13 protein-coding genes are annotated in these 13,518 nt (G+C 70.4%); 6 read left to right on the top strand and 7 right to left on the bottom strand.

Translation table 11 applies throughout. The features are described from left to right. Positions 1 to 151: 151 nt before the first annotated feature. Positions 152 to 1,111, top strand: coding sequence for a lysylphosphatidylglycerol synthase transmembrane domain-containing protein (locus D7W82_RS33930; protein WP_158617778.1), 960 nt, complete (start codon positions 152 to 154; stop codon positions 1,109 to 1,111). 12 nt (positions 1,112 to 1,123) lie between these two features. Here D7W82_RS33930 and D7W82_RS33925 read toward each other — a convergent pair whose 3' ends face one another. The 4 genes from D7W82_RS33925 to D7W82_RS40695 form a co-directional block, all read right to left on the bottom strand. Next, positions 1,124 to 1,486 carry a YciI family protein gene (locus D7W82_RS33925; protein WP_120622272.1) on the bottom strand — a complete coding sequence of 121 codons (363 nt, stop codon included), beginning with the start codon at positions 1,484 to 1,486 and terminating at the stop codon, positions 1,124 to 1,126. Positions 1,487 to 1,513: 27 nt separating this feature from the next. Continuing rightward, entirely contained in the window at positions 1,514 to 2,233 is a 720-nt protein-coding gene (locus D7W82_RS40705; RefSeq protein ID WP_158617777.1) for a hypothetical protein, read from the bottom strand. Between the two features lie 77 nt (positions 2,234 to 2,310). Then, positions 2,311 to 2,865, bottom strand: coding sequence for a hypothetical protein (locus D7W82_RS40700; RefSeq protein ID WP_158617776.1), 555 nt, complete (start codon positions 2,863 to 2,865; stop codon positions 2,311 to 2,313). Continuing rightward, positions 2,862 to 3,497, bottom strand: a complete 636-nt coding sequence (locus D7W82_RS40695; RefSeq protein ID WP_158617775.1) for a hypothetical protein — start codon at positions 3,495 to 3,497, stop codon at positions 2,862 to 2,864. Before D7W82_RS40695 ends, D7W82_RS40700 begins: the two co-directional genes overlap by 4 nt. Positions 3,498 to 3,688: 191 nt before the next feature. Between D7W82_RS40695 and D7W82_RS33910 the strand changes: the two genes are divergently transcribed. Then, entirely contained in the window at positions 3,689 to 6,130 is a 2,442-nt protein-coding gene (locus tag D7W82_RS33910) for a penicillin acylase family protein (RefSeq protein ID WP_120622271.1), read from the top strand. Positions 6,131 to 6,205: 75 nt separating this feature from the next. On the opposite strand, the gene D7W82_RS33905 is transcribed toward D7W82_RS33910, so the two are convergent. After that, positions 6,206 to 7,303, bottom strand: coding sequence for a hypothetical protein (locus D7W82_RS33905; RefSeq protein WP_120622270.1), 1,098 nt, complete (start codon positions 7,301 to 7,303; stop codon positions 6,206 to 6,208). 238 nt (positions 7,304 to 7,541) lie between these two features. Between D7W82_RS33905 and D7W82_RS33900 the strand changes: the two genes are divergently transcribed. From D7W82_RS33900 to D7W82_RS33885, 4 genes are all read left to right on the top strand, one after another. Continuing rightward, complete coding sequence (locus tag D7W82_RS33900; protein WP_120622269.1) at positions 7,542 to 7,718, top strand: FmdB family zinc ribbon protein; 177 nt, start codon at positions 7,542 to 7,544, stop codon at positions 7,716 to 7,718. Continuing rightward, positions 7,718 to 8,854, top strand: a complete 1,137-nt coding sequence (locus D7W82_RS33895) for a CapA family protein (RefSeq protein ID WP_120622268.1) — start codon at positions 7,718 to 7,720, stop codon at positions 8,852 to 8,854. The genes D7W82_RS33900 and D7W82_RS33895 overlap by 1 nt, the downstream gene beginning before the upstream one ends. A 150-nt stretch (positions 8,855 to 9,004) precedes the next feature. After that, complete coding sequence (locus D7W82_RS33890; protein WP_120622267.1) at positions 9,005 to 9,496, top strand: Hsp20/alpha crystallin family protein; 492 nt, start codon at positions 9,005 to 9,007, stop codon at positions 9,494 to 9,496. Between the two features lie 137 nt (positions 9,497 to 9,633). Further along, positions 9,634 to 9,939, top strand: a complete 306-nt coding sequence (locus D7W82_RS33885; RefSeq protein WP_120622266.1) for a hypothetical protein — start codon at positions 9,634 to 9,636, stop codon at positions 9,937 to 9,939. A gap of 51 nt (positions 9,940 to 9,990) precedes the next feature. Here the strand turns inward: D7W82_RS33885 and D7W82_RS33880 are convergent, their stop codons facing one another. Both D7W82_RS33880 and D7W82_RS33875 read right to left on the bottom strand, forming a co-directional pair. Further along, a complete protein-coding gene (locus tag D7W82_RS33880; RefSeq protein WP_120622265.1) occupies positions 9,991 to 10,413 on the bottom strand; it encodes a CBS domain-containing protein in 423 nt (140 codons plus the stop codon). A gap of 239 nt (positions 10,414 to 10,652) precedes the next feature. Next, positions 10,653 to 13,322 carry a cation-transporting P-type ATPase gene (locus D7W82_RS33875; protein WP_120622264.1) on the bottom strand — a complete coding sequence of 890 codons (2,670 nt, stop codon included), beginning with the start codon at positions 13,320 to 13,322 and terminating at the stop codon, positions 10,653 to 10,655. Between the last annotated feature and the right edge of the window lie 196 nt (positions 13,323 to 13,518).

Raw genomic sequence — 13,518 nt, 5'->3', positions numbered from 1 at the left:
CACCCCGGACCGCCCCAGGGCACGGGCCCGGGATGACCGGGGGAGGCCCGTCTCGCGGGTGGGACGGCGCGAGGCCCCAGACGTGACGGGAGTCCGGCCGCATGTGGGGCCCGGTCCCCTTGAAACGAGACCGGGCGGAGGGTTGCCGGAAGTGGCGGCCCGGCGGGGCTGGCGCAGCTGGGGCTTCGGGCTGGCCCTGCTGGCCGCGCTCATCCTGGTGGTGGCGCGCGCCTCCGACGAGCGCGAGTTCGCGCGCCTGCTGAAGCAGTCCGCCCCCGCGTGGCTGTTCGTCGCCGTGCTGCTCCAGGCGGCGACGTATTTGTCGCAGTCCGCGGTATGGCGCGCGGTCTTGCGGCGCACGCGCTTCCGGGTGTCCCTGGGCGCCCTCTACGCGATGAGCTTCGCGAAGCTCTTCGTCGACCAGGCCCTCCCCTCCGCCGGCATCAGCGGCGCGGCGCTCATCGTCCACGGCCTGGAGCGGCGCGGGGTGGCGCGGGGGCCGGTGATGGCCTGCGTGGTGGTGGAGACGATGACCAACTACACCGCGCTCATCCTCGCGCTGCTCGTCGCGCTGGGCATGGCGGACTGGATTGGCGAAGCGCGGGCGCTGGTGTGGGGGGCCACGGCGGTGCTCATCGCGCTCAGCGGCGCGCTCATCGTCTTCCTCCTGCGCCTGTCCCGGGGGGACGCAGGCCACCGGCCGCCCCGCGGCTTCGCGCGGATTCCGGGAGCGAGGACGCTGCTGCACGCCCTCTCCGAGGCGCCGCCGGAGCTGGCGCACAGCGCCCGCGTGCTCACCGAGGCGACAGGCTTCAACTTCATCATCCACCTGCTCGACGCGGCAACGCTCTGGGCCCTGCTGCGCGCCATTGGTGTGGACGCGGCGCCCACCAGCGTCTTCACCGCCTTCATGCTGTCCGCGCTGGCGCGGACCCTGGGCGTCATCCCCGGAGGCCTGGGCACCTTCGAGGCGGCCTCCACCGGGGCGCTGACGCTCATGGGCGTGCCCCTGGCCGCGGCGCTCTCCGCGACGGTGCTGTTCCGCGGCTTCAGCTTTTACCTTCCCCTGCTGCCAGGCCTCTGGCTCTCCCGGGGCGAGCTTCGCGAATGAAGCTCGTCCCGCTCACGGGTCGTAGCAGGGACCACACTGGCGGACCTCGACGGTGGACCACTCCGCCGCGGGGCACTGCGTGGCCCACTCCACCGCCTCCTCGCGCGTATCCACGTTGATGAGGAAGAAGCCGCCGATGATCTCCTTGGACTCCGTGAACGGCCCGTCGCTGAAGCTCAGCTTCCCGTCGCGCCGCTCCACCCGGATGCCCTCCTCGTCCGAACGCAGGGAGTCCGCCGCCACGAGGATGCCGCGCTCCTGGAGCGCCGCCCTGAAGCCCAGCATCCGCTCCATCCGGTCCGCCGAGACGCGCTTCTCCTCCGCCGTCTGGGACTTCCCGCCCAGGGTCTGCCTCACCACCAGCATGTACGCCATGGCCTGCTCCTTCCGGGACGCCGTCAGTCAGCTCCCCACCGCCACGGCGCGGGGACCCACGTCCACCGCGACGTCCACCGGTGGAGCGGCGGAAGACCCGAGCTGCTCGGGAGGCTCCCCGAACGTGTCCGGCACCGCATGCACGGCGTAGACGCATTCGTGGACGTTGTCACCCAGCTTGCAGAGCAATTCGCTTCGCTCCTGGTGGAGGTCCAGCTTCTGGCTCACGAACTGGGAAGAGTGCGTGTCGTTGAAGACGAGCGCGTCTTCGTTCCAGAGCAGGTTGTGGTTGGGAATCTTCACCCCCTCCTGACGCGCCACGATGCGCGCCGGTCCGTCCTCCGGCAGCAACACGCCCAGCCAGGTGGCTGACGAATAGCGGGCGCCCAGGAAGCGCATCGCGAACATGCGCGAGGGCTTCGCCAGCGGGGTGTCCATGCCCATGCCCTCGAGGATCCGTCCGGGAAGGCCCAGCAGGCTCTGGAACCTGCGCGTCGCACCCGACGCCACGAAGCCGAAGGACAGCAACAGTCCTTCCGGCGCGCGCGCCACGCTGTTGATGTGGACGAAGTCATAGAGCGGCGGAAGCTGCCGCGGATCCCGATAGTCGACCTCCGCCCCCTCCCCGGCCCAGGCCGCGAGCCCCAACGCCTCCGCCAACTGGGCGTCCTTGCGCCAGCTCCACGAGCGCAGCAGGTGGCCATCCCACCCGAGCTTGATCAGCGCATCCGACGCCGTCGCCGTCACCCACACGCCATCCGGCTCACCAGGATGTCGTGGACCTCGCCGAAGAGCGGATGCGACGATTCCGCCACCTGATTCCACTACCGGTCGAAGACGTACAGCCGGTCCGTCATCGCGCTCACGAAGCGGTCCGCGGTGCAGCATTTCTGAGTTTCCAATAGAGCTTTGATTACTTGTAAGGTCGAACAGGACAGGCATCCGGGTCCGTATCCCACTCGGGAGCTTGGCGGGCGTGGTCTTCCCGCCGCCGTTGCCGCCCACGATGAACAGCAGCTCCCCCGGGCGCAGCTCCAGGTCGATGGGGCCCAGGACAGGAGCCGGTGGGAGCCCTGCTCCTCCAGCTGACGCAACGGCGCCCGGGCGATCTGCGCGCTCATCTTCAAGCGCAGGTCGAAGAGCGAGTCCTGGTTGATCTGACTGATCAACACCTGCGCCGCGATACGCGACACCAGCGCCACGACGACCAGCCCCACGAAGAGCGAGACCTCCACGGCCCCATGGGCCTGGGTGCGCGCGAGGGCCGGGTTGATCATCGCGATCAACCCGGCCCCACAGGCGCCGGACACGAGCCCGGCCAGCACGGACGCCAGGAAGCGGCCCTTCGACGCCTGGAACAGCAGGGACAACAGCTTCATGCGCCCTGCCTCGCGCGCCACGCCTCCAGGACCTGCCGCGAGCCGCCCGTGGCATCGAGCGTGAGCGCGTACACGTCCAGCGCCTCCGTCAGCAGGTGCGAGCCGAGCAACTCCGCGGCTCCCGCGCTGTCAGGGCCCTGGCGCAACACCCGCTGCGCCGCCAGCACCGCCAGCCCGTCCTCCACCAGCGGCGGCCGCTCCGCGTCGTCCCCCGCCAGCACGAGCTCCGCCAGGGGCACGGGCGCGTCCACGCCCGACAGCGCCGGAGGATCCGCGAGGGGCAGCAGGAGCGCCGCGAGCCGTGCCGGATGACCGAGCACGCGCCGCTGGGCATGGAGCCGCTCCATGGCCTCCCCGATCGAGAACAGCCCCTCCCACGCGAACGGGCTCAGCCGTCCCAGGGACGGGAGCGTGCGCGCCAGCACGTCGAACTCGCGCATGCGGCGGAGGCAGGCCCCGGCCACGCCCAGGCTCAGGCACTCCAGCAACTCATGGACGCGCAACGCGAACGGGCTGTCCGGCAGCGCGGCGACGCCTTCGCGCAGGGCCTCCAGCGTCCGGGGTTCGAGCGTCAGGCCGCGCTGGGCGGGCGAGGCATCAAAGGTCACGGGGGCCGGGGAGGCCTGGGACATGCGTGCGAACTCACTTCCGCGCGGCCCCCGGGGAAGGGCTCGGCGCGCGCGGAGCAGCACACGCGACTACCATTGAACCCAATGATAATTCTTCAATCAAGACAAGCAGGCCAGGACCACCCTCCCTCACAGACTGAAATACGCGCACAAAACGAATATCCTGGTCAGCCCCGTTTGCGAGACTGTGACACATGCGCACCTCCCGCTTCTCCCTGTCCCTGTTGCTGACCCTGACGGCGTTTGGCGGCTGCCGGAACGACGATCCACCGGCGCCATCCCCGCTCAAGGCCACCCTGCACCGCACGTCCTACGGCGTCCCCCACATCCAGGCGGATGGCTACCGCGGCCTGGGCGCCGGCATCGGCTACGCGCAGGCGCAGGACGCGGTCTGCATCCTCGCGGATCAGTTCCTCAAGGTCCGTGGCGAGCGCGCCCGCTACCTGGGCCGGGGCCCGCAGGACGCCTTCCTCGAAAGCGACTTCACCTACCTGGGGCTCGCGCTGCGGACCCGCGCCGAGGCCAGCTTCGCGGAGCAGTCACAGGAGCTGCGCGACCTCGTGCAGGGCTATGCCGCTGGCTACAACCAGTACCTCGCGGACGTGCCGGCGGCTCAGCGTCCCGAGCCCTGCCGGGGCGCCGCGTGGGTGAAGCCCATCAGCGCGTACGATCTGCTCGCGTATCACTTTGACCTGTCGCTGTTCGACACGCTGGTGCCATTGCTCGGCTACGTGGGCAACGCGCACCCTCCGAGCGCTGGGACGGGAGGCGAGCGGCTCCAGTCGAGGCCGCTCGCGCTGTCGCCGCGCAAGGATGAGCTGGGGAGCAACGGCTGGGCGCTGGGCCGCGAGAAGACCGCCAGCGGCCGGGGCATGCTCGTGGCCAACCCGCACTTCCCCTGGGAAGGCAGCCTCCGCTTCCACGAGAGCCACCAGACGATCCCCGGCAAGCTCGACGTGTACGGCGTGTCCCTGCTGGGCGTGCCGGCGATCAACATCGGCTTCAACCGGGACCTCGCGTGGACGCACACCGTGACGGCGTCGAGCCACCTCACGCTGTACCGGCTCAAGCTCGTGCCGGGTGACCCCACGGCATACGTCTATGACGGAACGACCCGCCGCATGACGTCGCGGACCGTCACGGTCAACGTGCGAGGGGACGACGGCGGCATGACGCAGGAGACGCGCACGTTCTGGCGCAGCCACTACGGCCCCATCCTGGCCGGTCCCGGCGCGGACTGGACGGATGAGACCGCGTACACGACGCGCGACGCGACGGAGGACAACCCGCGCTTCGCGGAGCACTGGGTGCGCCTGAACACGGCTCGTGACCTCGGTGAAGCCGAGGACGTGGAGCGCACCGTGCGCGGAGCGCCCTGGGTGAACACGCTGCTCGCGAGCGCGGATGGAGATACGCGCTACGTGGACGCGTCCCGGGTCCCCTACCTGAGCCCCGCCACCGTCGCGGCGTACCGCGACTCGCTCGAGTCCACGCCGGACGCGCCGGTGTTCGCGTCGCTGGGGCTCGTCCTCCTGGACGGCAGCACGTCCCGCGACGAATGGGTGGGCCTGGACAGCGAGTCGCACGGACTGGTGCCGACGACCGTCATGCCGCAGCTGCGCCGCACGGACTTCGTGATGAACGCGAATGACCCGGCGACGTTCACGAACCCTGCCCAGCCCCTGCTCGACCTGCCCTTCCTCTACGAGATCTTCGGGACGCGCGGCCGCATGAGCACGCGCTCGCACATGAACCTCACCCTCATCACCGAGCAGGGTGACGCCGCGGCGGCCGGGAGCGATGGGCGCTTCACGCGCGAGGAGGCCGAGCAGGCCATCCTGAGCAACCGCACCTGGGTGGCGGAGCAGCTGCGCACGGCCGTGGTGCAGCGCTGCCAGGGCGCGGATCCCGTCGTCGTGGACGGCGCGCCGGTGGACATCACGGAGGCGTGCCAGCTGATTGCAGCGTGGGATGGCCGGCTGGAGCTGGACTCCCAGGGCGCCATCGTCTGGCGCGAGTTCCTGAACGGCTTCAACCGCTCCGACCTCGTGGACCGGGGCGCCCTCTTCGCGCAGCCCTTCGATCCGGCCCGGGCGGCGGTGACGCCAGCGGGGCTGGTCCCCGCGCCGGAGACCGGCGTGGATCCGGTGAACCAGAAGCTGGCGGAGGCCGTGGCGCTCCTGGGCAAGGCGGGCATCGCGGCGGGAACGAAGCTGGGCGACGTGCAGTTCGCCTGGAAGGGCGACCGCAAGGTGCCGCTGCACGGCGGCGCGGCCTTCGAGGGCGTCACCAACGTCGTCGGTTATTCCGGCGCGAACGCGACGCTGCTGCCGCAGTCCCAGCCGAAGGGCCCGCTGCTCTCCCCTGGCACGGGGCTCACGCCGGAAGGCTACCTGGTCGACTTCGGGACCAGCTTCCTCATGGTGATGGAGTTCACGCCTGAAGGGCCCAAGGCGAACGCGGTCCTCTCCTACGCGCAGTCCGCCGACCCGGCGTCCCCGCACTTCGCGGACCAGGCGGACCTCTTCTCCGGCAAGCACTTCCGTCCCGTGCTCTTCAACGCGGCGGACATCCTCAAGGATCCGGCGCTCACGACACTGGAGCTGACCGTCGACGCCACGTCGAAGCTCGAGTAGCGGCGCATGCGCGGGTGGTGGGTGAGGCCTTCAAGCACAAGGGGGAGCACCCACCCGCGCCAGCCCAACATGCTCTCAGCCTTCGAGCTGTTCCGCCGTGAGGCATCCCGCCGCGAGGTCCAGATCCTCCAGCGGGATGCGCTGGATGTGCTCGCGGGGCTCGTCCACGTTGTCGCGGTACTTGTGCGAGCCACTCTCGTAGGTGACCCAGATCTCGCCATCGACGATGTTCACGCCCTGGGCGTAGGGGTCGATGAGCCCGTTGCCGATGTCCACCCGTTTGCCGATGTCCGCCGAGAACGTGTCCTCGGTGGACGTGAACGGCTGATAGACGAGCTTCTTGTCGCCCGTGGTGAAGATGATGCCGCCGTCGACGATGGTCATCCCCTGCGCGCGGTCCGGAGCACGGATGGGGCCCTCGCGAGAGTCCTCGACGAGCTCGCCGGTCTTCTCGTCGAGCTTGTACCGCCAGACAGCGCCGGCCTTGCCATCGCCGTCCTTGCTGTAGCCGCCGACATACGCGTAGCCGTCCTTCACGGTCATGTAGCTGCCGGCGGAGACAAGCCCGATGCCCGTGGCCGGATCCGTCAGGCCTTCAGGCTTCGGGACATCCATGACCTGCGAGGGCATGGCCTCACGGCACTCGCTCTGCGCGGCTTCGACTTCCTCGCGCGTGTAGACGTAGATGTGGTCCGTGTCGGAGACGTAGACGTGGTCGCCGTCCGTGGAGACGCCACCACCATGGCTGGGAGGACCCGCGGGCGGCGGTCCACCGAGCACGGCCTGATGCGTCTCCTTCCCCGAGTCCTTGTCCTGCACGGACAGGAGCACCCGGTGGTCGTCGTTGTAATAGGTCGTGAGCACTTCCCCGCGCCCGGCGTCGTAGCCCTGCCCCTGCGGAGTCCATCCCGCGCCCAGGTGGATGAACTCCGGACCGACCTTCTCCCCGCTGCTCGCCTTCGTGAGTGGCGAGTCCACGCTCGCGGCGGTCACAGCTGAGGGCGTGTTCCCATGGCCACTGAGGTTCACGAGGCTGGCCTTCGCCGCGTCCAGGCCGTCCTGGAAGTACGGCGCCGCGGAGGAAGGAGGCGTGGACGGAGCCGGGGCCACCGGAGGCTTCGTGACCGCCGTCTGGACCGTGCTGACGACCTGGCGGATGAGAGAGCTGATCAAGGGCCTGCCTCCGGTTGAAGCTGATTGGGGACACGAATCCTACACGACGGAATGGTGGCATCTCACCCACCACCCCCTGGGAATTGTCGGCCCTCGACGGTTCAGGGTTTCCACTTCCATATTCATTCGAATGTTCCAGGCAATAAGCCCGGCCTGGCGCGTCGGCGGCTGGATGGCGCCTCGTGCCCTGCCACCTGCCGGTGACGGACCCCAGCTTTCTTCAAAGGGGGAGCACGCCATGCCCATGTACGAGTTCTTCTGCCGCAAGTGCCAGGAGCCCTTCACCGCGTTCATGTCCATGAAGGAGCACGACGAGCGAGCGCCGAAGTGCCCGCGCGGCCACGACGCGAAAGAGGTGGAGAAGCGCATCTCTTCCGTCCATGCCGTGACCACCAAGAAGTCGCTCACCTACTGATGACTCCTGGCCACCAGGACAAGAGGCTGATTTCCCTCTTCCTCTGCGGCGACGTGATGACAGGCAGGGGCATTGATCAGGTGCTGCCCCACCCTGCTCCACCCGGCATCCATGAGCCCTACCTGAAGGATGCCCGGGACTACGTCGTGCTCGCCGAGGAGCGCAACGGCCCCATCCGAAAGCCCGTCGGCTTCGGTGAAATCTGGGGAGACGCGCTCGCCGCGCTGGCGCAGGCCGAGCCCGACGTCCGGATCATCAACCTGGAGACAAGCATCACCACGAGCGAGCAGTGGTGGCCCGACAAGGGCATCCACTACCGCATGCATCCGGAGAACGCCGCCTGTCTCACGGCGGCCCGAGTCAGTTGCTGCGCGATGGCGAACAACCACGTGCTCGACTGGGGCTACCCGGGGCTGACGGAGACGCTGACCACCCTCCGTCGCCTGGGAATCGCCACCGCGGGGCTGGGAGAAGACCTGGAGGAGGCCCGGCGCCCCACCTGCCTGGAGGTAGGAGCTGGGAAGCGGGTCGTCGTGTTCTCGTTCGGAGACGACAGCAGCGGCATCCCGCCAGCGTGGGCGGCGGGAATGAACAGGCCGGGCGTGGACCTGCTGCCCGACCTGTCCCTCGCCACGGCGCGGCGTCTGGGCGAGCGGGTGGCGTCCATCAAGCAAAAGGGAGACGTCGTCCTCGCCTCCATCCACTGGGGCGGAAACTGGGGCTACGCGGTGCCGGAGGCCCAGCGGGCCTTCGCCCATGCGCTCATCGAAGAGGCCGGAGTGGACGTCGTCCACGGCCACTCCTCGCACCACCCCCGCGGCATTGAAGTCCACCAGGGCAAGCTCATCCTCCACGGCTGCGGCGACTTCCTGAACGACTATGAGGGCATCCACGGCCACGAGGACTACCGGCCGGACCTGGCCTTGATGTACCTGGCGTCAGTGGCACCGATGAGCGGCCAGCTCGTCAGCCTGCGCATGGTCCCGATGCAGCTGCGTCAACTCCGGCCCCACCGGGCCACGCTGAGGGACGCCGAGTGGCTGTGCGGCGTCATGGACCGCGAGGCCCGCCGACTGGCTCCCCGGACGCGGACGGTGCTGGAGGGTGACGGGGCCCTTGTCCTCCAGTGGGGGTGAGCCCCTCCGCAGGGTGGCGGCGCGGGGACCGGGCGCAGGGCGAAGCCGGCCCGGCCCATTGCATCACGGACGTGACGATTCATCGTTCCCATGGAGCCGGAGGCCCCCGCGCATGCCGCGCGGCACACGGCACCGGCGAGGAGATGAGTCATGGCACTGCTTCCCATCCGGCGCGCGCGGGAGCTCGCGCGCAGCGAGCAGACGTGGGACCCGTTCGCGCAGATGCATGAGCTGCTCCACTCGGAGCCGGCGGCGCTGCTGCGCAGGATGATGCCAGGAGGCGAGGAGGGCTGGACGCTCGCCCCGGACTTCGACGTGAAGGAGACGAAGGACGCCTATGTCTTCAAGGCGGACCTGCCGGGCATGAAGCAGGAGGACGTGGAGATCTCCGTCACGGGGCAGCGGCTGACCATCAGCGGCAAGCGCGAGGAGGAGAAGCGCGAGGAGGGCGAGCGCTACTTCACGTTCGAGCGCAGCCACGGCAGCTTCAGCCGCACCTTCACGGTCCCGGAGGGCGTGGACGTGGACCACGTCAGCGCGGAGCTGAAGGACGGCGTGCTCACCCTGAACGTCCCCAAGCGCCCCGAGGTCCAGCCCAAGCGCATCCAGATCGGTGGAGGCGAGAAGAAGGGCAAGGCGTAAGCACCCGGTCCGCCCTTCCAGGCGCGCCAACACGCCCGTGCGACCTCCGCACGGGTGTGCGAGGCGGCGGGCATTGACAACCCTCCTTCCGCACCGCGCCCTCCACGGGCGCGGATTCCAGCGGGCCGGAGGCGGCGATGACGGGCATGAAGGCGTGGGCCATCACGGGGTGGGGGCCGGGCGTGGCGCTGGGCGCGGGCTGTGCTCCGGAGCCCGTGGAGACGTCCGGGCCCCAGGCATCGGAGGTCTCGCTGGACACGCGGCATGCCGGGGGCCAGACGCGCTGGGTGCGCCGGGGCGTGGGCTCACTAGGAGGTGATGTCCTGCCAGGGGACGTCACCACGGACCGGGACGGCGCCAACATCGTCGTCGGCACATACGAGGGCTCGCCGGACTTCGGCGGCGGCGCGCTGGTCAACTCCGGCCCCACCGGGCCACGCTGAGGGACGCCGAGTGGCGCCCCCGCCCATCCAGCGGTCCTGGCGGGAGCCGCCTCACGGCCCCTGGTTGTCGCGCACGACGGCGGCCGTCTGGTCCAGCTCCGCGGAAAGCAGCACCCAGAGGTCGTCGAGCGAGACGAGCCCCGCCACGCGTCCCTGCTCGTCCACGATGGGCAGGCGGCGCACGCCGTGCTGCCGGAGCGCGAAGAGGGTCATGTCGATGGAATCCGTCAGGCGGGCCACGAAGGGCTTGGGTGACATGACGTCCGCGACGGAGGTGGCGGTGGCGTCCTTCCGCGCGGCCAGCACCCGGGTCACGATGTCCCGGTCCGTCAGCATGCCCACCGGACGCAGGTCCTCCTGCACCACGACGAGCGCGCCCACGTGCTGGTCGCGAAGTGTCTCCGCGGCCTCGGCCACGCTCTGCGTGGATTGGATGATGGCCACCGGCTTACGGCAGAACCTTGCGAGCGACATGGCGCCTCCCTGGACGTCGCGGCCGTGCGTCGAGTCACACGACGTGGTGGCGGGGCCTCCCCGCGCGCGTCCTCCTCATATGGACGCAGCGCACGGCCGCGGCCGGATGCAACCCCTGGCGCGCGGGGGCTCGCGTGCTCATCCAGGACGCTGACGGCCATGTCCCCACGGCCCCAGGTAGCGTGTGCCTCTGGATTGATGAGCGCCTTCTCGATGGGACGGCGCTCCCGCCCTCCAGCTCATGGGCGCCGCACCCACGCCTTGCGCCCCTCCTCCAGCGCCAGCATCCCCACGGCGAACGGCAGCACGAAGAGCCACAACGACACGGGCAGCGGGGCCGTGGCGAAGACGTGGTTTCCCCAAGGCGTATAGAGAATGAACCCGAGCAGCAGCAGCTCCACCGCCACGGCCACCCGCATCAGCGGGTTGTCGCGCAGCCGCACGGAGAACGTGGGCGCGCGCTCCGTCCGGCACAAGAGCACATTGGCCACCTGCATCACGACGATGGCTGCCAGGCACGCGGACATGGCCCGCAGATGCAGTGGCGCGTTCCACGCCAGCGGTTCGCCGTAGCTCCATCCGCCGCGCTCCAGCACGAAGAAGAACGCGGCCATGCCCGCCGCGGCCTCCATCACCCCGAGGAAGAGGTAGGCGCGCAGCAGCAGCGGCGCGTCCAGCAGCCGCTGCCGGAAGGCCGAGGGCGGCTGGTGCATCACCCGGGCATGGGGTGGCTCGGCGCCCAAGGCCAGCGCCGGCAGCATGTCCGTGCCCAGGTCCACCGCGAGGATCTGCAGGATGCTCAGCGGCAGCGGGATGCGCAGCAGCACGAAGGCCAGGTAGGGGACGACCTCCGGGACGTTGGAGGTGAGGATGTACGTGAGGAACTTGCGGATGTTGGCGTAGACGGCGCGCCCCTCCTCCACCGCGGCGACGATGCTGGCGAAGTTGTCGTCCGCGAGCACCACGTCCGCGGCCTCGCGCGCCACGTCGGTGCCCGCCAGTCCCATGGCGATGCCGATGTGCGCCTCCTTCAAGGCGGGCGCGTCGTTCACGCCGTCCCCGGTGACGGCCACCACCTCGCGCTTGCGCTTGAGGGCCATCACCACGCGCCGCTTGTCCACCGGGGCCACGCGGGCGAAGAGGACCTCGGGCGCGTCCAGGGCAATCTGCAACTGCGTGTCCGACAGCCGCCGCAGCTCCGCGCTGGTGAGCACCCGTGGCCGCTCCGAGCGCACCAACCCCACCTGCCGGGCCACCGCCTCCGCCGTGCTCGGATGGTCCCCGGTGACGAGGATGACGCGGATGCCCGCCTCGCGGCACCGCTGGATGGCCGCCGGCACCTCCGGGCGGATGGGGTCCTCCAGGCCCACCAGCCCCGAGAGCACCAGGTCCTCCTCCCACTGCGACGGCGCCACCCCCTCCGGCAGGCGCCGGTACGCGAAGGCGAGCACCCGCAGTCCCTCGCGGGCAAGCGCCTCGCCCGCGCTCCGGAAGCGCCCGGCCACCTCCGGCGTCAGCGGACGCACGCCCTGCTCCGTCTCCACTTCCCGGCACAGGGACAGCACGGACTCCAGCGCGCCCTTTGTGTGGAGGACGCGCCCCTCCGGCATGCGGTGCAGGGTGGAGAGGCGCTTGCGCTCGGGGTCGAAGGGCAGCTCGTCCTCGCGCCGCGCCTCCAGCGGATCCGGCCGCGCCCGGGTGCCCAGGTGCACCAGCGCCACCTCCATCGGGTCGCCCGCGAGCACCGGCTTCCCGTCGCGACGCACCTCCTGGAGGGAGTGGCACAGCCGTGCGCCCTCGAACAGGCTCGAGGCCTGCGCGGCGAGCGCGGCCAGCGCCTGGGGCGAGACGGCATGACGGCCGCTGGCGACGAACAGGGCGCGCGCCTCCATCCGGTTCTCCGTGAGGGTACCTGTCTTGTCGGTGCAGATGACGGTCGCCGAGCCCAGGGTCTCCACGGAGACCAGGTCGCGCACGACGACGTTGCGCCGGGCCATGCGCTGCGACGCCATGGCCAGCGCCAGCGTTACGGTGGGCAGCAGCCCCTCGGGCACGTTGGCCACGATGATGCCGATGGCGAACAGCAGGTTCTCCCAGGGAGGGAGCCCCAACGCGCGGCCGATGAGGAAGAAGACGCCTCCGAGCGCCGTCGCCAGCGCCGCGACGATGTGTCCCAGCCGGACGATCTCCCGCTGCAGCGGGGACAGCTCCGCCGCCGTCGCCTGGGTGAGGTGGGCGATGCGGCCGAACTCCGTCTGCATGCCGGTGGCGAAGACGAGCGCCCGCAGCCGCCCGGTGGTCAGGAAGGTGCCCGCCAGCACCACGTTGGGGCTGTGCACCAGGTCCTCCTCGTCGCTGGGCCCGGCCGCGCGAAGCTCAGGAACGGACTCCCCGGTGAGGGTGGCGTTGTTCACCCGCGCGGCATGCGTCTCCAGCACGCGCGCGTCCGCGGGCACCTGATCCCCCTCCTCCAGGAGGAGCACGTCGCCCGGCACCAGCACTGAAGCCGGCAGCAGACAGACCTGGGAGTCGCGCAGCACCTTCACCTCACCGGGCAGCAGCCGGCGCAGCGACGCGAGCGCCCGCTCCGCGCGGTACTCCTGGATGAAGGAGAACACCCCGTTGACGAGGATGACGCCCAGGATGGCGAACCCCAGCGTCCCCATGCCCTGGCCGGGCTCCTGCCACGCCGACACGAAGGCCAGGGCCGCGGCGGCCCAGAGCACGAGCGCGAAGAAGTGGGTGAACTGGTGCAGGAAGCGCCGCACCAGCGACGCCTGCCGCGCATGGGAGACCTCGTTGGGGCCGAACTCGTGCTGGCGGCGCTCCGCCTCGGCGCTGGCCAGCCCGTCCGCGCGGCTGTCCAGGCTGCGCAGGCTCTCGGCCACCGTGAGGTGATGGATCTTCATGGGCCCGCGTGGGGGCAGGAAGGCGTGGCAGCCCCCGCGCGCTACCTGCGCCGGGCGCCCTCCGCGGATGGGTTCCCGTCTGAGATGGAAATGGCGGGTGCGGGACACAAGGGAGCCCTCCGGGGACCCGCGGCCTCACGGCGGCACGCCTGTCCCCTGGCCCCCTTTCGTGATCAAGGCCCGCGCCGCCCCACCC

It is taken from the genome of Corallococcus sp. CA049B (genome assembly GCF_003611685.1).
GTDB classification, from domain to species: Bacteria; Myxococcota; Myxococcia; order Myxococcales; family Myxococcaceae; genus Corallococcus; species Corallococcus coralloides.
Note: the sequence above shows the minus strand (reverse complement) of the source record. Positions and strands in the feature narration are given on the sequence as shown.